The 22,177-nt window shown below is 42.9% G+C and carries 23 protein-coding genes; 13 read left to right on the top strand and 10 right to left on the bottom strand.

Going from position 1 to position 22,177, the window contains the following annotated elements:
• Window positions 1-8: 8 nt before the first annotated feature.
• From H3T84_RS00295 to H3T84_RS00305, 3 genes are read right to left on the bottom strand one after another with little or no spacing between them, the layout of a single operon-like run.
• Window positions 9-284 carry a BolA family transcriptional regulator gene (locus tag H3T84_RS00295; protein WP_100117225.1) on the bottom strand — a complete coding sequence of 92 codons (276 nt, stop codon included), beginning with the start codon at window positions 282-284 and terminating at the stop codon, window positions 9-11.
• Window positions 277-570, bottom strand: a complete 294-nt coding sequence (locus H3T84_RS00300; protein WP_174833952.1) for a YciI family protein — start codon at window positions 568-570, stop codon at window positions 277-279. The genes H3T84_RS00295 and H3T84_RS00300 overlap by 8 nt, the downstream gene beginning before the upstream one ends.
• Window positions 570-1,106 carry a septation protein A gene (locus tag H3T84_RS00305; protein WP_198217037.1) on the bottom strand — a complete coding sequence of 179 codons (537 nt, stop codon included), beginning with the start codon at window positions 1,104-1,106 and terminating at the stop codon, window positions 570-572. Before H3T84_RS00305 ends, H3T84_RS00300 begins: the two co-directional genes overlap by 1 nt.
• 389 nt (window positions 1,107-1,495) lie before the next feature.
• On the opposite strand from H3T84_RS00305, the gene H3T84_RS00310 reads away from it, so the two are divergent.
• The 9 genes from H3T84_RS00310 (at window position 1,496) to accD (ending at window position 12,476) form a co-directional block, all read left to right on the top strand.
• On the top strand, window positions 1,496-3,775 hold the full coding sequence (locus tag H3T84_RS00310) for a FimV/HubP family polar landmark protein (RefSeq protein WP_198217039.1): 2,280 nt from the start codon (window positions 1,496-1,498) through the stop codon (window positions 3,773-3,775).
• Window positions 3,776-4,243: 468 nt separating this feature from the next.
• Window positions 4,244-5,095, top strand: coding sequence for a tRNA pseudouridine(38-40) synthase TruA (gene truA / locus H3T84_RS00315; RefSeq protein ID WP_198217041.1), 852 nt, complete (start codon window positions 4,244-4,246; stop codon window positions 5,093-5,095).
• Between the two features lie 37 nt (window positions 5,096-5,132).
• The gene (locus H3T84_RS00320) at window positions 5,133-5,756 is read left to right on the top strand and encodes a phosphoribosylanthranilate isomerase (protein WP_198217043.1); all 624 of its coding nucleotides are present in this window, start codon (window positions 5,133-5,135) and stop codon (window positions 5,754-5,756) included.
• Window positions 5,757-6,458: 702 nt separating this feature from the next.
• Complete coding sequence (trpB, locus tag H3T84_RS00325; protein WP_198217051.1) at window positions 6,459-7,661, top strand: tryptophan synthase subunit beta; 1,203 nt, start codon at window positions 6,459-6,461, stop codon at window positions 7,659-7,661.
• 18 nt (window positions 7,662-7,679) lie between these two features.
• Window positions 7,680-8,858 (top strand): MFS transporter, encoded by a 1,179-nt coding sequence (locus H3T84_RS00330; RefSeq protein WP_084548352.1) that lies wholly within the window; start codon window positions 7,680-7,682, stop codon window positions 8,856-8,858.
• Between the two features lie 89 nt (window positions 8,859-8,947).
• Entirely contained in the window at window positions 8,948-9,223 is a 276-nt protein-coding gene (locus tag H3T84_RS00335; RefSeq protein ID WP_025331370.1) for an ACT domain-containing protein, read from the top strand.
• A 9-nt stretch (window positions 9,224-9,232) separates the two neighbouring features.
• Window positions 9,233-10,594, top strand: coding sequence for a PFL family protein (locus H3T84_RS00340; RefSeq protein ID WP_198217053.1), 1,362 nt, complete (start codon window positions 9,233-9,235; stop codon window positions 10,592-10,594).
• Window positions 10,595-10,750: 156 nt separating this feature from the next.
• Complete coding sequence (trpA, locus tag H3T84_RS00345; RefSeq protein WP_038649010.1) at window positions 10,751-11,536, top strand: tryptophan synthase subunit alpha; 786 nt, start codon at window positions 10,751-10,753, stop codon at window positions 11,534-11,536.
• A gap of 67 nt (window positions 11,537-11,603) precedes the next feature.
• Entirely contained in the window at window positions 11,604-12,476 is an 873-nt protein-coding gene (gene accD, locus H3T84_RS00350) for an acetyl-CoA carboxylase, carboxyltransferase subunit beta (protein ID WP_198217055.1), read from the top strand.
• Between the two features lie 108 nt (window positions 12,477-12,584).
• Here accD and H3T84_RS00355 read toward each other — a convergent pair whose 3' ends face one another.
• On the bottom strand, window positions 12,585-12,932 hold the full coding sequence (locus tag H3T84_RS00355) for a DUF488 domain-containing protein (RefSeq protein ID WP_037473794.1): 348 nt from the start codon (window positions 12,930-12,932) through the stop codon (window positions 12,585-12,587).
• 226 nt (window positions 12,933-13,158) lie between these two features.
• Entirely contained in the window at window positions 13,159-14,007 is an 849-nt protein-coding gene (locus tag H3T84_RS00360) for a DsbC family protein (RefSeq protein ID WP_198217057.1), read from the bottom strand.
• Window positions 14,008-14,339: 332 nt separating this feature from the next.
• Between H3T84_RS00360 and H3T84_RS00365 the strand changes: the two genes are divergently transcribed.
• Both H3T84_RS00365 and H3T84_RS00370 read left to right on the top strand, forming a co-directional pair.
• Window positions 14,340-15,137: a 3'-5' exonuclease gene (locus H3T84_RS00365; protein ID WP_198217060.1), complete on the top strand. Its 798-nt coding sequence runs from the start codon at window positions 14,340-14,342 to the stop codon at window positions 15,135-15,137.
• A gap of 58 nt (window positions 15,138-15,195) precedes the next feature.
• Window positions 15,196-16,059, top strand: coding sequence for a prephenate dehydrogenase/arogenate dehydrogenase family protein (locus H3T84_RS00370; protein WP_198217062.1), 864 nt, complete (start codon window positions 15,196-15,198; stop codon window positions 16,057-16,059).
• A gap of 332 nt (window positions 16,060-16,391) precedes the next feature.
• Here H3T84_RS00370 and H3T84_RS00375 read toward each other — a convergent pair whose 3' ends face one another.
• The gene (locus H3T84_RS00375) at window positions 16,392-16,535 is read right to left on the bottom strand and encodes a hypothetical protein (RefSeq protein ID WP_198217064.1); all 144 of its coding nucleotides are present in this window, start codon (window positions 16,533-16,535) and stop codon (window positions 16,392-16,394) included.
• Window positions 16,536-16,640: 105 nt separating this feature from the next.
• Here H3T84_RS00375 and H3T84_RS00380 point away from each other — a divergent pair, with 105 nt between their 5' ends.
• Entirely contained in the window at window positions 16,641-17,051 is a 411-nt protein-coding gene (locus H3T84_RS00380; RefSeq protein ID WP_198217066.1) for an ACT domain-containing protein, read from the top strand.
• A 125-nt stretch (window positions 17,052-17,176) separates the two neighbouring features.
• Here H3T84_RS00380 and H3T84_RS00385 read toward each other — a convergent pair whose 3' ends face one another.
• The 4 genes from H3T84_RS00385 to H3T84_RS00400 all read right to left on the bottom strand — a co-directional run bounded on the left by H3T84_RS00385 (window position 17,177) and on the right by H3T84_RS00400 (window position 20,598).
• Complete coding sequence (locus H3T84_RS00385; protein ID WP_025331362.1) at window positions 17,177-17,446, bottom strand: hypothetical protein; 270 nt, start codon at window positions 17,444-17,446, stop codon at window positions 17,177-17,179.
• A 60-nt stretch (window positions 17,447-17,506) separates the two neighbouring features.
• Window positions 17,507-18,715, bottom strand: coding sequence for an MFS transporter (locus tag H3T84_RS00390; protein WP_198217068.1), 1,209 nt, complete (start codon window positions 18,713-18,715; stop codon window positions 17,507-17,509).
• Between the two features lie 220 nt (window positions 18,716-18,935).
• Window positions 18,936-19,817 carry a LysR family transcriptional regulator gene (locus H3T84_RS00395; RefSeq protein ID WP_198217070.1) on the bottom strand — a complete coding sequence of 294 codons (882 nt, stop codon included), beginning with the start codon at window positions 19,815-19,817 and terminating at the stop codon, window positions 18,936-18,938.
• A 277-nt stretch (window positions 19,818-20,094) separates the two neighbouring features.
• The gene (locus H3T84_RS00400) at window positions 20,095-20,598 is read right to left on the bottom strand and encodes a phenolic acid decarboxylase (protein WP_037474899.1); all 504 of its coding nucleotides are present in this window, start codon (window positions 20,596-20,598) and stop codon (window positions 20,095-20,097) included.
• A 121-nt stretch (window positions 20,599-20,719) separates the two neighbouring features.
• On the opposite strand from H3T84_RS00400, the gene H3T84_RS00405 reads away from it, so the two are divergent.
• The gene (locus H3T84_RS00405; RefSeq protein ID WP_100117211.1) at window positions 20,720-21,601 is read left to right on the top strand and encodes a LysR family transcriptional regulator; all 882 of its coding nucleotides are present in this window, start codon (window positions 20,720-20,722) and stop codon (window positions 21,599-21,601) included.
• Window positions 21,602-22,177 lie beyond the last annotated feature (576 nt).

The following is a 22,177-nucleotide window of genomic DNA, read 5'->3' on the forward strand; positions in this document are numbered from 1 at the left end:
ATAAATTATTATCTGGTTAAGTATTCGCTATGTGTGCATGCTCTGATGCTTAAGGCATGAATGGTATTTGTTCTGAATAAATCTTCAAGTAACTGATGAACCTTACGTTGCCGGGCCAGACGAGATAAACCGGTAAAAGCATCACTGACAATCAGCAGGCTGTAATGTCCACCACCACGATGACCTTTATGTCCTGCATGTAAATGACTGTCATCAGTTAGTTCCAGTTGCTGCGGAGCCAGTATTTGCAGACGCGTTTGAATAATAGTCTGAATATCAGTCATTTGGCAGAATTTTTTTAAAAGGACGGATCAGAATTTCTTCAAATACTCCGGCATCAACGTAAGGATCCTGTTCGGCCCATGCTTGCGCTTCATCCAGAGAATCAAATTCGGCAACAATCAGACTGCCGGAAAAATGACTGTCATCTTCGGGTAAAGGGTTAGGACCGGCCAGAACCAGACGCTTCTGTGCCTTTAGTTCTTCTAAACGCGCCAAATGTTTTGGCCGTGCTTGCATACGCGCTTCGTGACTGTTATCGGCATCAGTGGCCATTAGCATAAACAGCATTACAACTCATCCTTTTTAGTATATTGACTAATATATACTGTTTGTCCAACAAGAAATAAAAATAATATTGTGGTACTGCCAAAGAGTTTGAAATTAACCCATTGTGTTACGGTAAAGGTGTAAGCAACCCAAAGATTAAGTGCACCCAGTGCCAGCAGGAATATAACCCAGATATAGGTTAGTTTACGCCATGCAGTGTCGGGCATACTGATTTCTTTTCCAATGGTACTTTTCAGAACATTTTTGCCGCACAGGTGTGAAATCAGCAGACCTGCCGACATAACCCAGAACAGGGCGGTCGGCTTCCACATAATGAAGTGCTCATTTTTTAAAATTACGGTCGCTCCGCCCAGTATGACGACCAGTAACAGACTTACCCACTGCATCGTTTGCAGGCGCCGGTATTTATACAGGCACCACACAGCCTGAATAATACCTGCTGCAATGGCTACTTCAGTGGCAAGGATAATATTTTTGGTTAAGGCATAGGTAGTAAAGAAAAGAATGACTACCATGAATTCAAATACTGCTTTCATTATCGGGAATAGATATCTTTATTTTCTGGTTAACAGGTTAATTAAGGGTATATATATGTGCCATAATACCCTGAGTTTTTACACTTGGCACGTGTTAAAGTAAGCTAATAAACAAAATTTAACTATTGTTGTATATTGGTTTCAGGCTTTCTGAATGATGATTCGTCTGAAAATGTCCACAGATAAACCGGATTTGAATGAAAGTTAAGTAAAGGATACTTGGCATTAAAGTGTCGCAAAAGCTATTATAGCGTGAGATAATATAAAAACAGGTTTAGTAAACGTTAAACACCAATTGCATTTATTTTTTAAAAGTACTTGTAAAATTTTCATAGTAAATAGGCACATACGCCTGACGGCATTGGTGCATTACCGATGAGGGTACGGGATTGAAAAACGCAAATAATTTAAAAATCATCGCATTGTCTTTATGTATGTTAGCCAGTGCACCTGCCTGGGCAGGGCTAGGTAGCTTACAAGTTAGTTCGGCACTGGGTGAACCGTTTTCAGGTAGCGTTGTGGTGACAGGGGACGAAGCTAGGGCAGCGTTAAAAGGACGTCCGGCTGTTGCAGGAGCACCATTGCAGGTACGTGTAACCGCACAAGGACAAAATGCTGTGATTCATTTGCGTTCCAGTAAACCTGTGCATGATCCGATGCTGACTTTCAGTCTTACTGCCGGTAGTCAGGGACGACAGTATACTGCGTTGCTGGATCCTCCTGAACGCAATCGCTCAGCCGGTAAAAACAGAGCAACCGGCAAACAGCACAGACCTGTACATCCTGCACCGGCACGTTCTGTAAAAGAAAAATCTGCAGCACGGGCTACTGTCGCATTACAAAACGGTCTTGCTTCCGAAAATGCGGTAGTGAAATATAATGTCGATAATAATGAAACCCTGATGGATGTTGCACGTAGGGTACGGCCGCAGGGGCTGAGTTTAGAGCAGACCATGCATGCTATACAGGTAGCCAATCCGAATGCTTTTCGTAACGGTAATCCTGATTTGATGTATCGCAATATCAGTCTGGATATTCCTTCTACTTCACAACTGAAAAAATTATCCAAAGTACCACTTAAAACAGCTGTAAAACCGGAAGTGACACAAAATACAACACCGGCAGTAACAAAAGAAAATCCCAAAGTAGCAGCTAATACCGGAGATACGGCTGCGTCGGAAGTTCAAACTAAAGAAAGCACTGTTAAAGCAGAAATATCAGCAGCGTCTTCAGTTCCTGCTCAGGCTTCAGCCACTATTCAGGCTTCAGAAGTTGCTCAGGCTTCAGCTCCTGCAGCAAGTGCGACATCAGTGGTTAAGGCTGAGCCCGTACAACCTAAAGTCAATAATACACAACCGGCAGAAGAGCCCGAAAAAGAATCTTTCCTGCCTTCATGGTGGCTTTATGCTCTGGCTGGTTTTGCCGGTGTGCTGTTAATTGCCGCGTTACTCTGGCAAAGAAGTAAAAAACAAAATAGTGCGGATGATGAGGATTATTCATCTGATGATGACGAGGATGAAGATGATGTTGTATTTAACTCTGAGCCGCCTGAGGTCCGGCAAACTGTACCTGTTCAGACTAAAACAGCGGCAGCTCCGGTGGCGGCGACTACAGCCACTGAGGCCGCAGAAGAAGATGATGACTGGTCATGGTTGAATGATGCCGGGGTGTCAGATACACCAGCTAAAGCCGATGATAAACCTGCTGCTGATGTGAAAACAGAATCTGTAGCTCTGCTTTCTGATAATAAAGCGACAGAAACAAAACAGGAAGAAACAGATACTGACTGGCTCAATTTCAATTTCACTGAAGAGGAACACACAAATGCGGCAGCTCCGGCAGCTGCTGAGCAAAATGGTGAAGATGATTTATCCTGGCTGGATCAGCTTGATGACACTGAGCAGCCGGAGGTATTGGCTTCACAAGAGCCGGTTGCAGCTGCGGCTCAGGAAAAGGTTGCAGATAATGCCGATTTGGAGTGGGTAGTTGCAGATGAGCAACAGTCTGCTGAAACACGTCAGGATACCATTCAGGTTGCACCGCAATCTGAACCTGTGGCTGCATCGGAAGACGATACGTTAAATAATCTGTCTGATTTGCAATGGGACGATGACTTCAAATTTGATGATGAAACCAAACATGAAACTTCTGCTGCGGAGCATGAAATTTCATCTATTGAGCAGACTTTAGCACCACACGATCAGCATGCATTTGCAGCAGAAGATGATGCTATTTCCACAGATATTGATTGGGATTCATTAGGAATAAGTGATGATGATTCAGTAGTTCAGCCTGTTGTATCCCCTGTTGCCGCTGATGAAGATGCAACAGATATTTCAGCCTTGGATTTTGCTCTGGAAGAGAATAAATCTGAACCGGCACCAGCTGTTAATGCAACTTCTGCACCAACAGGACCGATCTCTTCATTTGCCACCGGTGATGGTGGGCAGGACTGGCTGGAACAATCAGCCGAACCTGAGCAGGTTGATAAACCTCTGACTCCTGAACAGCAGGCTATTCCATTACAAGCCAAGCTGGAACTGGCAAAAATGTATCTGGAAATGGATGATGCAGTTACTGCTCGTCAGACGTTGCGTGAATTGGTTGATGAAGCTAATGGCACGATACTGGCAGAGGCACAAAATCTGTTACAGCAATTAGGTGGCTAATTCTCCTTGCTTAGGTTGAATTGTCAGCTGTATTAATTTCTGTATTTGAACACTAAATAGCCGAATTCTGTTTATGGAATTTGGCTATTTTATTTGTTGTAAATTTGCCGTATTTTTTAATATATTACTCACATAAGTTTCTGTTATTAATTGATTTTGTTTTGGTTTATAAGTTTGCTTTTAAGGTGTATCAGCTTATGAAACAAGCTGAATGTAACTGTTAAGAAATAAAGAAGTGGTGCGTAATGGCGTGCAGAAACGGGCATTGCAGCCAGATAAAATCATTCTGAACTAATATATATTCTGATTTGACTGGCCTATTAATAATGTAAGCGAGTCTATTATCAGGCAATTTTTTATTGTTGCTTTGCAATGAGCAATTACATAGGTTTCAAATATGAAGGCGGTTAACGGCTATGCGATAATAATGAATGTGGTTGATGTGATTTATTTGGATTAGAAACAGGCATGGTTGCTAACAGAGAAGAAAATCAGGTGATTACGCATGAAGGTGGTTTGCCTGTACAGCGCTGGGCATTAACTCTGGCTTATGATGGGCGTGCCTTTCATGGCTGGCAAAAGCAGCCGGATGGTTTGTATACTATTCAGTCGGTTCTGGAAGATGCTTTGAGTTCCATTGCCGCTGAACAAATCAATGTTGTGGTAGCAGGACGTACCGATGCCGGTGTTCATGCAACGGGGCAGGTGGTACATTTTGATACGTGTGCGCTGCGAAGTGCCGAAGCATGGTTGCGCGGTACGAATACAGCGATGGATAAAAATATTCGTATTATCAAAGCACAACCGGTAGCCGCTGAATTTCACGCCCGTTTTGACGCATTCGGGCGGCGTTATCGTTATATGCTTGAATCCAGCCGAGTACGTATGCCGCAACTGCGTGGTCGTGTTGGTTGGACTCACTATCCGTTGAATATGGCGCTAATGCGTGAAGCTGCGGCAATGCTGGTGGGAGAACATGATTTTTCCAGCTTCCGCTCCAGTGACTGTCAGGCTAAATCACCAGTAAAAACCTTATATAAATTAGACCTTGTCGGCAGCCCGGAATTAATGGCGATCGATTTTTATGGTAGTGCGTTTTTACACAATATGGTACGTAATATTGTTGGTGCTTTGGTGTATGTGGGTGCAGGTAAATTGAGTGTGGCCGGTTTTGCTCAGTTGCTGGCAGCTAGAAGCCGGCGGCTGGCACCGCCAACATTTATGCCGGACGGATTATATCTGACCGGTATTGATTATCCGCAGCACTGGGGTGTGGAAACAGCTGCTTTACCGGTATGGCTGTGGCCATATCTGGATTAATGCCAATATTGCGGGCAAGTTTGAAAAGGGGTCGAGGATGAAAATTCGAAGCAAGATTTGCGGGATGACCCGCGCTGAAGATGCAATGCTCGCTGCCCGGCTTGGGGCAGATGCAATTGGACTGATATTTTTTTCTGACAGTAAACGCTGTGTCTCTATTGAGCAGGCGCAGGCAATTACTCAGTGTATACCCCCGTTTGTAACAGTAATCGGGTTGTTTGTTAATGCTGCTACAACTGAAGTACAGGAAGTGCTGAGGCATGTGCCTCTGGATGTACTGCAATTTCACGGGGATGAAAATGCTGAATTCTGCCGTCAGTTTCAGCGTCCGTATATTAAGGCAATAAGAGTAGGTGAAACAGCTGATATTGAAGCTGCGGCAGCTACATATACAGATGCCCGTGCTTTGCTGTTTGATGCAGCTGTTGCCGGGCAGTATGGCGGTACAGGTCAGACTTTTGACTGGCAGATGCTGCCAGACAGGCTGGATATTCCATGGATACTTTCTGGTGGTCTGAAACCGGAAAATATTGCTTTGGCTATCAGACAAAGCAAAGCTATGGCTATTGATGTATCCAGTGGTGTGGAAGCATTGCCCGGAATTAAAGATGAGCAAAAAATGCGGGCTCTGATGGCGGCTGTTAATCAGTTTTCTGAATAAGTAATAATCTGATTTTATAATAAAAAATAAGAATTTTTATGCGGTATTTATTATTATGGCATAGAAACTGAAAGCAATATCCGCAAGCCTGAATTTTATTCAGTTTATTACTGAGCAATAAAAATATATTTATAAGGTAAGTGCGGTTCTGGTTTTGAAGATGAAAAGCCAGAGAGTGAAATCATCCTGTTTGAATATTATTTTTGTACTCAAACCAATATGGCTGAAATGATTGAGCTTGTGGATATTCTGGTGCTGAAACTGGCTATTTTACGTTCTATTGACAGATCATCATAACAGACCCGATAAAAAATAATACTAACCAGTACGACTGATTTATATTTCTGTTTTAAAACAGAAATATAGAAGAAAATTTTGCATTGTGATTCTATTTTTCCAGATTTTTATTGGAAGTAATGTCTTGATGTTGGTGTTAGATTATCAGACAGCCGATATTGGTTTTATTAAGATTTTTTTAAATTAATGACAGCTATATCAATAAGCATATAATTAAATTCATGTTGTTATTTTAAGCAGCTCTTATTTATGAAATTAATAACCTGCATTTTTTATTGGCACAGAAGCAGAACTCTTTTATTTATTCCGGATTAAGTATGGATAACGGGATAATGGATTTAAAAGGTGATAATATGGCCGGATAGTTTTACTTTGCGGGTAAATTGTCGCTCAATGGAAAAAAATATGGAAAATTATCACTATCCTGACGAACAGGGTTTTTTTGGTGAGCACGGCGGGCTGTTTGTATCGGAAACACTGATTGCAGCTTTGGCTGAATTAAAACAGGTTTATTATGAAGCGAAAGCTGATCCGGCATTCTGGGCACAGTATCATAAGGATTTAAAATATTATGTAGGCCGTCCCAGTCCGGTTTACCATGCACGGCGCTTGTCTGACTATCTGGGCGGAGCGCAGATTTATCTGAAACGGGAAGATTTAAATCATACCGGTGCACATAAAATTAACAACACGATTGGTCAGGCTTTGCTTGCACAGCGAATGGGTAAAAAGCGCGTTATCGCTGAAACCGGTGCTGGTCAGCATGGTGTGGCCTCTGCTACGGTAGCCGCGCGTTTTGGTCTGGAATGTACGGTATTTATGGGTACTGAGGATATCCGCCGTCAGGCACCGAATGTGTACCGGATGAAACTGCTTGGTGCTCAGGTGGTTGGGGTGAATTCCGGCTCATGTACGCTGAAAGATGCTATGAATGAAGCATTGCGTGAGTGGGTGGCACGGGTAGATGATACCTATTATATTATTGGTACCTCAGCCGGTCCGATGCCTTATCCGGAAATGGTGCGAGATTTTCAGTGTGTTATCGGAAATGAAGCAATACAGCAGATGCAGGAAGCCATCGGTCGTCAGCCTGATGTAGCAGTAGCCTGTGTCGGCGGCGGTTCGAATGCGATTGGTCTGTTTTATCCTTATATCAATATGACTGAAACTCGTCTGGTAGGGGTTGAGGCAGGTGGTCTGGGCTTATCCGGCTCTCAGCATGCCGCACCTATCAGCTCGCACAGCCCGATGGGGGTATTGCACGGATTCCGGGGTTATCTGATGCAGGACGAAAACGGACAGGTGATGAATACTCATTCTGTTTCCGCCGGTCTGGATTATCCCGGTGTGGGTCCGGAGCATGGTCTGCTGCATGATATTGGCCGGGTAGAGTACGAAGCCATGGGTGATGAAGCTGCTATGGAAGCGTTTCATTTACTGTGTCATGAGGAAGGTATTATTCCTGCACTTGAATCCAGCCATGCGCTGGCATGGGCAGTAGCCAATGCACCGAAAATGAGTCCGGATGAAGTCATTCTGGTGAATCTGTCCGGTCGGGGGGACAAAGATATTAATACGGTTGCCCGGCTAGACGGAATTAGTTTGTAGTAAATATTTGTTGTATGTATGAATAAGAGTATTAAACTGTCTTCCGGTCAGATTTTTATGATGGCTCTGGCCATCGGTCTGGCCGTAGCCAGTAATTATTTTGTCTTTCCGCTGATAGAAGTAACTGCACGCTATTTTGGTATGAATGTTGCCAGTAGCGGCATGCTGATTACGCTGACGCAGCTTGCTTATGCGCTGGGGCTGATTTTTCTGGTACCGCTGGGTGATTTGCTTGATAACAAAAAGCTGATTGTATCGCTGTATGTTGTTGTAGGTATCAGTGCGCTGCTGATAGCATTTGCTCCTGATTTATGGCTGTTTATTGCCGGTCTGGTGATGGTCGGCGCCTTTTGTACCGTGGCTCAGGTGCTGATGCCGCTGGCCGCCAGTCTGTCGGAACCCGAACAGCGCGGGCGGGTAATCGGTACGCTGATGAGCGGGCTGTTACTGGGTATTCTGTTGTCACGTACTTTTTCCGGTATGGTTGCCCATTGGTGGGGCTGGCGTACGGTATATATGCTCGGTGCGGCAATGTTGCTGTTAATGGCACTGATTTTGCAATGCAAACTGCCTCATGTACAGCGTGAACACAGTACTCTGGGTTACTGGAAAACGCTGGTATCGGTTTGGTCGTTATTATGGCGTACACCGTTATTGCGGCAGCGTGGTGTGCTCGGGGCGCTGGATTTCTGTTTATTTTCAGTGTTGTGGACACCATTGACGTTATTGCTCAGCCATGCACCTTATCATTTCAGTTTGAGTACAATTGGTTTATTTGGTTTATTTGGTGCGCTGGGGATTTTTGGTTCCAATGTAGGGGGCTGGGCTGCGGATAAAGGCCACACTTATGCGATGACAATAGTTTGTGCCTTACTGTTTTTGCTTAGCTGGTCACTATTGTATGCCGGAGGGGTGCATTTATGGGCATTGATCGGCGGGGTAATTTTGCTGGATTTTGCGATTCAGGCATTACATATCAGTAACCAGTCGCTGATTTATCGTTCTGATCCGGCGCTCAAAGGCCGGATTACTTCCGGTTATATGAGTATGTATTTTATCGGTGGTGTACTCGGTTCACTTGCTTCTGCTATGGCTTATGCACATTATGGCTGGAACGGGGTTTCGTTGCTGGGCGGAGGAGTGGCAACGCTGATTTTGCTGTGTGCACTATTCTTTAAATGTGAACGTATATCTTAAATCTGTGCTGCTGAACTGATCTGGCTGCCGGCTGGTGACGGATTAGTTTCTGTGGTTGGTAATAATTATTATTGTGAATAGGATTATTTATGTCTAATCATGCTGTGATGACAGTGATTGGTAAAGACCGTATTGGTATAGTTGCTGAGGTAGCCACGCTGCTGGCAGAGCATCAGGTTAGTATTGTGAATATCAGTCAGCAGTTAATGGATGATTATTTCACTATGATTATTCTGCTGGATGCGGAAAAATGTACTTTACCACGCTTAGAGTTCAGTAAATTTCTGGATAGTGAAGGCGAAAAACGGGGATTGCACATCCGTGTGCAGGATGAAGCATTGTTTAATGCCATGCACCGGATTTAGGAGTTATTTATGTCTTTTTCTATTCAGAATAATGAAATTCTGGAAACTGTACGAATGGTATCTGACCAGCATTTCGATGTGCGTACGATAACTATTGGCATTGATTTGCATGATTGTATTGATACAGATATCAAGCGCCTGAATGAAAAAATTTATGCCAAGATTACCCGTGTCGGTAAAAATCTGGTACAGACGGCAACTGAGCTGTCGGCTAAATATGGTGTACCAATTGTAAATCAGCGCGTTGCTGTCACACCTATTGCTCAGATTGGGGCTGCTACCGGTGCTGATTCTTATGTATCGATAGCACAGATACTGGACAAAGCGGCAAAAGCCATTGGTATTTCGTTTATCGGCGGCTTTTCTGCATTAGTGCACAAAGGAATGAGTGCTGCTGATGAGATATTAATCCGATCAATTCCTGAAGCTATGGCCTGCACAGATGTCGTATGCAGCTCGGTAAATATCGGTTCTACCCGTGCCGGCATTAATATGGATGCTGTACGGCTGATGGGGGAAACCATCCGCCAGACTGCGGCAATCACGCCAGAAGGTTTTGGCTGTGCCAAGCTGGTAGTTTTTTGTAATGCGGTAGAAGATAATCCGTTTATGGCCGGTGCCTTTCATGGTGCGGGAGAAGCAGACTGCGTCATTAATGTCGGCGTATCCGGACCGGGCGTGGTATGTGCTGCGTTGCAGAATACACAAGGGCTGTCCCTGACTGAAGTTGCCGAGCTGGTGAAAAAAACCGCATTCAAGATTACTCGCGTGGGTGAACTGATCGGCCATGAAGCCAGTAAAATGCTGGGTATTCCGTTCGGTATTCTGGATTTGTCTCTGGCACCTACTCCGGCAGTGGGGGACAGTGTTGCCCGGATTCTGGAAGCGATGGGGCTGAGTGTCTGCGGAACGCACGGCACGACTGCGGCACTGGCATTACTGAATGATGCTGTGAAAAAGGGCGGTATGATGGCTTCAAGCGCAGTAGGCGGACTAAGCGGTGCGTTTATTCCGGTATCTGAAGATGAAGGTATGATAGCAGCGGTAGAAGCCGGTGTGCTGACTCTGGATAAACTGGAAGCTATGACGGCGGTGTGTTCGGTCGGATTGGATATGATTGCTGTGCCGGGCGACACTCCGGCCAGTACATTGGCGGGAATTATTGCTGATGAAGCCGCTATCGGCCTGATTAATAGTAAAACTACAGCCGTGCGGGTGATTCCGGTTACCGGTAAGGATGTCGGTGATTACGTAGAGTTTGGCGGTTTACTCGGTCGAGCTCCGGTTATGCCGGTGAAATCCGGTTCCTGTGAGGTATTTATTAATCGTGGCGGACGAGTACCGGCACCGGTGCAGTCAATGAAAAATTAAGGAATGTGCTGTACCGCATGGTATGATGCAGGCTATGATAATCAGCACTGGCAGTGTTGCAGGCAGATAAAATCTGGCTGTCCGCAGGGAGCGGCAGAATGATGGCTGGCTGAATCAATATACTGCTAAAGTGTTCGGAAATGAGTTGAGAACATAATGAGTAGAATTCAACATACGTTTGAGCAGCTGCATGGACGGACTGCTCTGGTATCGTATATCACTTGTGGTAATCCGGATCTGGCTACAACAGTACAGCTGATGAAAACGCTGGTAGCCAATGGTACAGATATTATTGAACTGGGTGTGCCTTTCTCTGATCCGATGGCCGACGGGCCGGTGATTCAGTCAGCTGCCGAGCGTGCTTTACGCCAGAATGTGTCTCTGAATGATATATTTCAGGTGGTCAGACAGTTCCGGCAGGAAAATCAGACGACACCAGTGGTGCTCATGGGTTATCTGAATCCGGTTTATCATATGGGTTATGAACGTTTTGCCAGTGCTGCTGCGCAGGCTGGTGCGGATGGTGTGCTGACTGTAGACTGTCCGGCCGAAACAATTGATGATTTGCATGAGCAGCTCAGGAAATACGGGCTGGACTGCATTTTTCTGATTGCCCCTACTACCACTGATGAGCGGATTAAACTGATTGGCAGTAAGGCCAGTGGTTTTGTTTACTATGTATCACTTAAGGGAGTGACCGGTTCATCGCAGTTGGATACGGCCGAAGTTTCGCGTAAAATTGATCATTTACGCCAGTTTATACAGGTGCCTATCGGTGTGGGTTTTGGTATTCGCGATGCCGACAGTGCCCGCCGTATCGGAGCAGTAGCGGATGCCGTAATCGTTGGCAGCCGCTTTGTGCAGACAATAGCCGAGCATATTGGTCATGAGGCCGAAGCTCTGGCTCCTGTTGTCGCCGAGCTCAGACAAGCTCTGGAATAATCTGTGTAACATCCTAATTCTGTATGGCAGCCTGTTCCGGCTGCCGGCAATAACCGGGAATAAAAGAATGAGTTGGTTAGATAAAATCCTGCCGCCTAAGATTAAAAAAGATGCAGCGGTTAAATCCGCAGGTATCCCTGAGGGATTGTGGCAGAAATGTCCGTCCTGTGCGGCAACTTTATATGCCACGGATTTGAAAAAGAATATGGAAGTGTGCCCGAAGTGCGGATATCATAATCCGGTGTCAGCACGGGAACGTATCAGTATGATGCTGGATGAAACCAAACAGTATGAAATTGGTAAAGACATCAAACCAGTTGATATTCTCAAATTCCGTGACAGCAAGAAATATACTGACCGCTTAAGTGCTGCCCGTAAGCTGACGCAGGAAGATGATGCGCTGCTGGTGGTACGCGGAACCATGAATGGTGTACCTGTGGTTGTGGCCGCTTTTGAATTCAATTTTATCGGCGGTTCAATGGGTTCTGTTGTGGGTGAGCGCTTTGTTCGCGGTGTACGTGAGGCGGTAAAACATAACTGCACCTTTATCTGTGTGGCCGCTTCTGGTGGTGCACGCATGCAAGAAGGTCTCAATTCATTAATGCAAATGGCTAAAACCTGTGCTTCATTACATTTGCTTGCTGATAAATCACTGCCTTTTATATCAGTATTAACCAATCCGACTATGGGCGGTGTGTCGGCCAGCTTTGCGTTTATCGGTGATGTTGTTCTGGCTGAACCGAATGCTCTGGTTGGATTTGCCGGTCCGCGGGTGATTGAACAAACTGTACGTGAAACTTTACCGGAAGGCTTCCAGCGTTCGGAGTTTTTACTGGATAAAGGGGCAATCGATCAGATTGTTGACCGGCGTGAATTAAAAGATCGAATTGTTCGACTGATTGGTTTGTTACGCTCAGAAGTCAGTGCGGATGCCGCCTGACACAGTTTGTATCTGTATAATCGAATAATGGTTATAGCAATGCCCTGATATATTTTTCAGGGCATTTTTATTGATAGAGACTAAAAGGATACATCAGTTAATTTTGAGCTATGCCTGTAATTGTGCCAGTAATACTGGTACATGGCTGCGAGCAATATCTTTGGCCGCCGTAAGCAGCCATAGTTGCTGATGCTGCTCATGCAGTTGCTTCAGTGTGCGCAATGCCTCCTGTTGTTGTGGCAGGCTGAGTTCCTGCTGATACAGCCGGCAAAATTCCTGATAATGATTTTCAGGATTCTGGTGCAGCCATTTTCTGAGCGGGCCGGACGGGGCAACAGCTTTAATCCACTCAACTCCGCTTAGTCTGATTTTACTGATACCGCGTGGCCACAGGCGGTCTATTAATACTGCCGGCTGCTGATGCTGATAGGTATATACACGCTGAACGTTATACATGGCGATTGAGCTTAACTATAATAAATTATCAATCATAAATTTTTAATAATTGTATCGGCAGGCATGTTGGTAAACCCGTAACTACATATGTTTGCTGATGTAGTATTAAAATAGTATGATTTATTTTAATCAGTATGGTGATTGTAATGTAATGGGCAGTATTATTATGAAAAAATATAAAAAAGCAGCCGGTACGGCTGCTTTTGACTATAGGTATGGATGATAATTATTTCTGATTTTTGCTCAGTTCCTGCTCCAGATCATTTTTACGCATTAGCCCGGAAATGGTTTTGCCATTCGGGAAAACTAAAGTCGGTGTACCATCAATACCAAATTTATTGCCCAGCTTCATAGTGTCTGCTACAGGGTTGTCACAATTGGCCACAGCAGCCGGCTCTTTCCCATTGCGCATCCACTCGGTCCATGCGGTTGTACGATCTTTCTGACACCATATCTGTACAGCCTTTTTCTGTGCGTTCGGATGCAGATCAGGCACCGGCATCAGGAAAGTATAGATGGTAATATTGTCAATCTGGGCAATTTCTTCTTCAAGTTTTTTGCAGAACGGGCAGTCAGGATCGGAGAATACAGCCAGTACTCGCTGTCCGTTACCGCGAACTTCTTTAATTGCCTTATCTAAAGGCAATTCTTTAAAGTCTATTTTTGACAAGTCGCTGACACGCAGTTCAGTCAGATTTTTCTGATGTTCCAGATCAATTAAATTACCAATCATAATATAGCTGGCATTTTCGTCGGTATAGATAATCTGATTACCGGTAATTACTACTTCATAAATACCTTGTAACGGCGTGGTATAAACACCTTGAATATTTAATTCAGCACCCTTGAGCATTTTGCGCATTTTGCTGGCCAGATTGGTACTTATTTTTTTACTGATATCTGCATTAGCAGGATTTCCGGATTCAGCCACATTTTTAGCAGACACAGAGGTTGTGGTACCAGAGGCTGAACTTGCTGCAGAATCAGCATTGTGTACAGGAGTGCCGTCGCAGGATGTGATTAATGGTATGGTCAGCAAAGGAGCAAGCCATTGCCATAAGTAAGATTTTTTCATATTAGAATTCTTTTGTTGTTTGTTAATCAATTATTGTGGATTCATATGTTGTTATTATGCCTAAAATGAGAAAAGCATAAAAGTGTTTAAGTAGAAAATTCTGCTGTTTTGCCACCAAACAGAATGAAACAGGCAGAACTGAAAAGTTGCTGCATGAATACAACGGAATCTGTGGTCTATATAATCTGTTTTTTATCTTAGACCTGTCTGGCTACTTGTTAGTATAAAGCAATCATGTGCAAAGTGTAATAGTGTTTTGCGATTAAACGGCTAGCGCAGGCAATGGCTTCATGCCACAATACTTAATCCGATAATTAATGTGAATTCTTGCTATGACTCCGATTTTGGCTTTCGACATAGAAACTGTGCCGGATGTAGCCGGCATTCGTATTCTGAATCATTTGCCGGCAGAGGTCAGTGATGCTGATGTGGTGGAATTTGCCTTGCAGCAGCGACGAGCCAAAAACGGTAACGATTTTATACAGCTGCATTTGCAGCAGGTAGTGGCTATTTCCTGCTGTATGCGCTGGGGCGCAGATAAAATTCATGTGGGTAGTATCGGAACGCCGGAAGACAGCGAAGAAACTTTAATTGCGCGTTTTTTTGAGCTGATTGAAACCCATACACCTCAGCTGGTGAGCTGGAACGGTGGCGGCTTTGATTTACCAGTATTACATTATCGTGCTTTGATTTATGGCATCAGTGCGGCACGCTACTGGGATATGGGCGAGGGTGATTTTGGTGACAGTCGTGATTTTAAGTGGAATAACTATATCAGCCGCTATCATGCACGCCATTGTGACTTAATGGATTTACTGGCTTTATATCAGTCCCGTGCTTGTGTACCTCTGGATGATATGGCCAAACTATGCGGCTTTCCGGGAAAGCTGGGTATGGACGGTAGTAAAGTCTGGGCAGCTTATCAGCAGGGCGAACTTGCACAGATCAGACATTATTGCGAAACCGATGCAGCCAATACTTATTTAATGTATCTGCGCTTTAATCTGTTACGCGGTTTCCTGGATGCAGACGAATATGAGCAGGAAATCCGTTGTCTTAAAGGTTATCTGAGTACGCAACAGGCAGCACACTGGCAGGAATTTCTGAGTGCATGGGGCAGATCGGTCTGATTATCAAAATAAATAAGCCGAAAACTGAAATGATGATTTGTATGAGATGTTTTCTGAGATGAATATGCGCAGGCTGGTGCTGGTCGGCGTGGGGCTGATTGGCGGTTCGCTGGCACTGGATTTAAAACGTGCCGGACTGGTTGCTGAAGTAGCCGGCATTGATATCGATGCCGATAATCTGACTCGTGCACTGGAACGGCGGGTAGTTGATTATACCTATACGCAGATTAATGCAGAGAGTGTGGCAGAAGCCGATATGGTGCTGATAGCCACTCCGGTGAATACTTTACCGGCAATTTGCCGTCAGCTGGTTCCCTATTTATCTGAGCATTGTATTGTTACTGATGTGGGCAGTACCAAGCAGCTGGCATTAAAGGCCTTTGCTGCTGAATTATCGCATCATTATCCGCGCTGTGTGGCCGCTCACCCGATTGCCGGTTCAGACCGGCATGGTGCACTGGCGGCGCAGTTTGGTTTATTTGCCGGAAAAAAATGTATTGTTTGCGCTCATGAACAGCAGGACGAAGCTGCATTACATACAGTTGTTGCTATGTGGCAGGCTGTACAGGCGCAGATTTATCATCTGGATGCGGCGCGACATGATGCAATTTTTGCTGCTGTCAGTCATTTACCACATATGCTGGCTTATGCATATGTACACCAGTTGGCCGAAGCAGCAAATGCCGAAGAATTGTTGCAATTTGCCGGCAGCGGTTTTCGGGATTTCACCCGCATTGCAGCCAGTAATCCGCAGATTTGGACAGATATCTGTCTGGCTAATCGTCAGGTACTGGCTGGTTTACTCCAGCAGCAGCAGCATGAACTGGCATATTTACAGGACTGTCTGCAACAAGGGGATGCACAAAAATTGACTGCTTTTTTTGCAAAAGCACAGAAAATACGCGAAGACTGGAATAATTAGTATTCCGGCAACCGAAGTCTGTGGTAAGTATGCCTGATGACTATATTGTTCAGGCTAAGTTATGGTTAGATATAATGTTTTTGGGGATTGTTTCCTGAGAAAGATATGTGCAGTTAATGAATTTTGCGGTATTTTTAAATAAAATAACTATATTTTGTCGAATTAATACAAAATATGACTTGCTATGCATGCGTAGTTGAGGCATAATTCGCTTCGTTAAATCAGCTCCTAGTTGGTTTAACAGTTTCTCCTCTATTTCTCCTTTGTAGACTTGGCGCACACTTAATCGTGTGCGCATTTTTTTATTCTTTTTTCTTTATGCTAATGGAATTTTAAAGCTGATGGTCTGTATTAGTATTTTTTTGATGGCTGAGTAAATAAATATAGTCTGATGTGTAGTTGCTTTCAGCTTCGGTGACAGAATTGCTCATTACGCCCTGAGTAAGTGAATTTGCCAGACGGATACTGGTAATCAAAGGTATTCGGTGCTGTCATGCAAATAGAATTAATGCTAGGATAAATTCTTTTGACCAATTTAGTCATTAGATGACTGGTTTGATTGTTTCTGAAGGTACTTTGATATGGACGCTAAAATCTCTGGTGAAAGTAATCTGCAAATTTTGCTGCAATCTGCTTCTCCGCAGCATAATCCGGGCAAATATGTATTTTGTACTCTACAGCAACCTGCACCAGCATTACTGACTGCTGCTGTGGCGATTATGCAGGAAAACGAAGGTACTACGCTGGTTTTACCGCAGGCAGTTGCTGATGAGTATCAGCTGAATTATGAATATATTGCTGGCTGGATTACATTAATGGTGCATTCTTCGCTGGCAGCTGTCGGGCTGACAGCTGCTTTTGCGCATGCACTGGCACAACAGAATATCAGTTGTAACGTTATAGCCGGTTATTATCATGATCATATTTTTGTATCTGATGATGATGTGCAGCAGGCTTTGGTTATTCTGAATAATCTGGGTCAGGCATCATAGTCAGCTTATGCAATAGATAAAACTATGAATGATGATGTTCAATAACAGTGCTGGTGGTTTTGTTGAGCGGAGAAAGAATATAATTTTGATTGTTTTTATGCTTTGCTGAAACCAAGTACAGGTATTCAGGAGCTTATCAGTACGTAACCAAGCTGCGTAGCTGTAACACTGACTTGCATTCGTTCTTTTAACGTAGGGAGTGTTTTTAATGTTTGGGCAGCAATCGTATCGACCCATTGATGCCATTCGGCATTAATTTTAGGATGATCATTCCAAAAGGGGGTGTCGCCAGAGACTAAAGGTTGTAATGCCTGACTCACTGTTGATGGATTTGGAAAATGTTGCATAGCCACTTCTGCTGTGTTTGCAAGTGTTGTTTGTACAAAAGTTAGCATAAACACTAAAGCCGTAAACTTGAATTTTATTTGTGATCCTTTTTATCTATATGAGATTGATTAAGCAAGGTTGCCTGTTGCTTTTTTATATAAACTAAAACACAAGGCGGTAATGATGGCACCCATAATACAAATAATCGTGGCCGTGATAAAAATGCCACTAAACCCTAATTGGTCAAAGGTCATTCCACCAACACCAGCCGCTAAACCAATGGAAAATTGAATCGCGGCAACCGATAATCCACCAACCAGTTCAGCTTTATCAGCAAGTGTTCGAGTGATCCACGTTGACCAACCAACAGGGATAAATCCAAACACAAATCCCCAAGCAATCACTAATGTAGTATCCATAGTCACATTATCAGAACTTAAAAACCTATATTTAATAAATAAGAGCATGGCTATAGCGGCTAAAACTAAATGAATGGCGATCATCACAGGTCTAAAAAATCGGCCAAGTAGTAAACCCGCAACAAAGGTTCCGATGCAATTAGCGATACCAAACACCAATAAAATAAGGGTTAATGGACCGGCTTGTAGTGCTAAATTGTGCTCTAAAAACGGTCGCAGATAAGTAAAAAAGAAGTGATAACCTCCATAACTAAAAATTGTCCCGATAATGCCAAGAAAACACCAACTTTGCTTAAATAGGGCAAACATATTTTTAAAATTACTGCTTTCACGCGGCGGTAAAGATGGTAGGGTAAGCCGTTGCCAAACTAGCGCGATAAAACTTAATGCCGCAGCAATAAAAAACACATTACGCCAACCGACTAAATGACCTAAATAACTGGCAAGAGGCAGTGAAATAATCGTTGCAACCGACACTCCGGCATAGACAATACTTAATGCTCGAGGAATATCTTTACTCGGCGCTAATTGTAATACTACAGCAGATGCCATTGACCAAAATCCGCCAACACAAATCCCTAATAGCGCTCGACCAATCAGCATAATGAAATAATTAGGTGCAACAGCAATGAACAAATTGGATAATACTAATAAAATAGAAAAAGTGAGTAATACTACTCGACGATTAATATTTTGGGTCATGGGTGCGAGAACCAAACTGGTGACTACCGCAAAAATCCCCACCATTGTGACGCTTTGGCCTGCTTGACCTTCAGTAATATTGAAATCTTGTGCGATAGGTGTTAATAAGCTAACGGGAATAAATTCCGCGGTAATCAAACTTGTTACCCCAATAAATAGCGAGAATATTGCTCCCCAATACGCCGTAGTTGGGGAATTTAATGTGTTATCTGACATGGTTAATCCCATTATTATATTAAAGACGAATGAATTGAATGGGTCATAGTCTAAATAGCAGCTAAAGATATGTAAATTACTTATATTTTATGGTTATTTATGCCTTAAAAGCATGGGTATAAGCTGTATTTAATGTCATTAATATCAATAAAAAGAAGTTATAAGAATAAGCTCAGCAAAATAGGAGAATCATTTTGCTCACTTCTATATTCAGAGGGATTTATTGAGAAAAAGCCTGTTTCATTCGCTGTAAACCGATTTCAGCTGCTTTTGAAAAAATTTGATAACGTTTCCAAACTATGTGAATATCAACCGTTAATTGTGGCTCTAAAGGTTTAAAACAAAGATGACTATTACCAGTCGTGTTAATCAGCTTATCAATACTTAATGCATAACCCATGTTTTTTTCAACCATAAGTGAGGCATTGTAAAGTAGGTTATATGAGCCAATCACATTGAGTTTATCTAAATCACGTTTTAACCAGCGCGTAATTCGGATATCGACTTCTTTCTGTTTAGAGATAATAAGTGGCAAGCTCCATAAATCGCTAGGTCTAATCACATCTTGATGCGCAAGTGGACTATCTTTACGCATTAATACTCCCCAAGTATCTTTTTCGGGCAATAGTAACGACTCATATTTGCTAATATTTTCCACACCAATTAATAATCCAAAATCGAGTAAGCCTTTATCGATACGTTCTGTTACTTCATCAGCATCACCACTATAAATATGCACATGAATTTGCGGATAGTCATGTTGTAATGCCTTAACAACCTCAGCAATTAATCCCATGGCATGGGTTTCACCACAGCCAATATAGATATCGCCACTGATTTCCTCAGCTGAAGTTTGAAACTCTAATTCAGTTTTTTGCACTAATTCTAAAATTTCTTCAGCACGTTTGCGTAAACGCATACCTTCATCGGTTAAGGTAATTTTACGACTGCCTCGAATAAATAAGGTTTTACCCAATTCTTGCTCTAATTCAGCCAGTTGACGAGATAATGTTGGCTGAGTCAGATGTAAATACTCAGCAGCCGCAGTGATACTTTCCTCTCTAGCAAGAGCTAAAAAATAACGTAATACTTTAATATCCAAAATGACCTCACATACAACTATTTTTTATGCTTAAAAAGTATAACAATAATTAAATTATAGGAAAGAGGCATGTTGTTTTTATGTACAGTTCGAATGTAGAGTTATGTATAGTTAAAATGTAGACCATACATATAATTTTACCGGTCAGTAAAAAATAACCATGCTAAGTGTTAACGCTACTATAGTTATCTTTTTGTATTTAAAAACAGAGGTTTTTGCTAAATAAACAGAACAGAGCAGACAATTTATTGTCTGCCCTGTGGTTCAGGATAAGTAATTAATGGTGATGCGGAAAATCTGCCGGTAATTCGCTGGCCGGACAGTTAATAACATTTTCATCATTTTCGCCGCAATCTTCAATAAAAGTAATGGTAGCAAATTCGTCAATAACTTCTGTCGGATAAACCGGGCCCGCTTCACGATAAGCTTCCATTTGTGCAATATGCTCGTTCTGGAAACAAACAGTATGTTCGGGATTATTCATTACCCAGCGCGGGAAGAAGATGGTGCCGTGAAATAATTTGTCTTCCAGATTGATAATCAGGCTGACATCTGTACCGGTAGGTTCTGTCCATGAAATTTTATATACGCCGGCTGCTACGCGTACCAGATAAACTTTCTGATCTTTTACCCAGCGGTTACCCACCAGACCGCTATGAATACGATAATCGATGGTAGTGGCATTTTTAACATAAACTTCGTAGTTCCAGCCATTGTCGTAGGTATAAACCAGATGTTTACCAAGAATGTTACTTAAATCGGCAGTATTAAATGCAGGCATTTTTTCACCTTTTGAATTGAAATTAATCTGAATAAAAACAAATAAAGTGTAAACCTGTATTTATCTGATGAATAACGCTAATATTGGTTTAAACCGTTCCAAAATTTCGATTGATTAAGTAATGAAAACAACGCTGGAGCAATGGCAGTTATTGCAGGCCGTAGTCAGTTACGGCAGTTTTGCCCGTGCTGCTGAAGCTTTTAATCGCAGCCAGTCTTCGCTAAGTTATCAGCTGACGCTGATGCAGGAGCGTCTGGGGGTAACGCTATTAACTATTGTCGGCCGGCGTGCAGAACTGACAGCATCCGGACAGCAGTTGCTGGCACAGGCATTACCACTGTTGCAGGGATTTGAAGCACTGGAAAATCGTTCACGGGCTCTGAAACGCGGAGAGCGGGCAAGGTTAGACTTGGTAGTAGACAGTATTTTTCCTAAAGATCGCCTGTTTTCAGCATTGCGCTGTTTTCAGCAGGCTTATCCGTCTACTCAGATACATCTCACAGAGGTATTGCGCAGTGAAAGTTGTACTGTTTTACAACAGCGGCAGGCGGATGTTTATATTATCACCCCAAGTGCTGAGATGATGAGGCAGGGTAAGTTATTGCTGGAGGTGAATTTTGTAGCAGTTGTGCGGCATTCGCACCCTTTACTGGATTTACCGGCACCATTGAGTCAGGATGTTCTGATGCGTTATCCGCTGATTGAAATTGTTAGTCGTGAACAACAGCAACTGCCTTACAGGCAGATTACTGCATCTGAAAACTGGACATTCACCACGATTGAAACAGCTATTGAGGCAGTCAGTCAGGGGGTGGGTTATGGCTGGCTGCCGGAAGAACGGATTAAAAATCAACTGGCCTGCGGAGAATTAAAATTATTGCCATTGCGCCAGGGTATGCGCCGTGCAACACCGGTTTATTTATTTCTCAATCAAGATGAAGAACAGCTGGATGATGAAACTGCATTGCTGGTAAAGTATATTCAGGATGCTGAATTAGTATAAGCATCAAATATTAATGAAATTATGATCTTCTTTGCAGTTTATTAGAATCGCTAAATTGCCAAAAAATGACTGAATTTGCTTTGTAGTGAAAGACATATATTTGGCTGAAATTGATTACAAATAATTTTTGTTACTATAAATCAAGTTTTTCTCAATTAGCCATAGGTAATAACGAAAGGTAGAGTTAGCAATGGATGAAACATTGCTTTTATTTTTCGACGTGATGAAGATTACAATTTGAAAAAAACTTATTGGCAAAATCCAAAAATTCGAAAATAAAGTTTAATGATGATGACTAATTAGCAAAAAGGTAACACTAAGTATTACCTTTCAAAGTTACAACATAAAATTATTAATGCTATTTTTTTAGTTAGTAGGATAAGGATCATTTAAATGAATCACCTCGACCACTAATCATATACCAACCATTCTTCCTATGCGGCTTGTTGTAACGATCAGGACAAGGGGGTAACAATTTTTTACTTTGGTCTGAATATACATAGCCACAATCAGCGCATTTATAAGTATAATCGCCTGCAGATATATTACTACCATATGAAGCAAATTTTTGTACCA

The sequence above is a fragment of the Snodgrassella sp. M0110 genome, from assembly GCF_016101465.1.
Lineage (GTDB): Bacteria > Pseudomonadota > Gammaproteobacteria > Burkholderiales > Neisseriaceae > Snodgrassella > Snodgrassella alvi.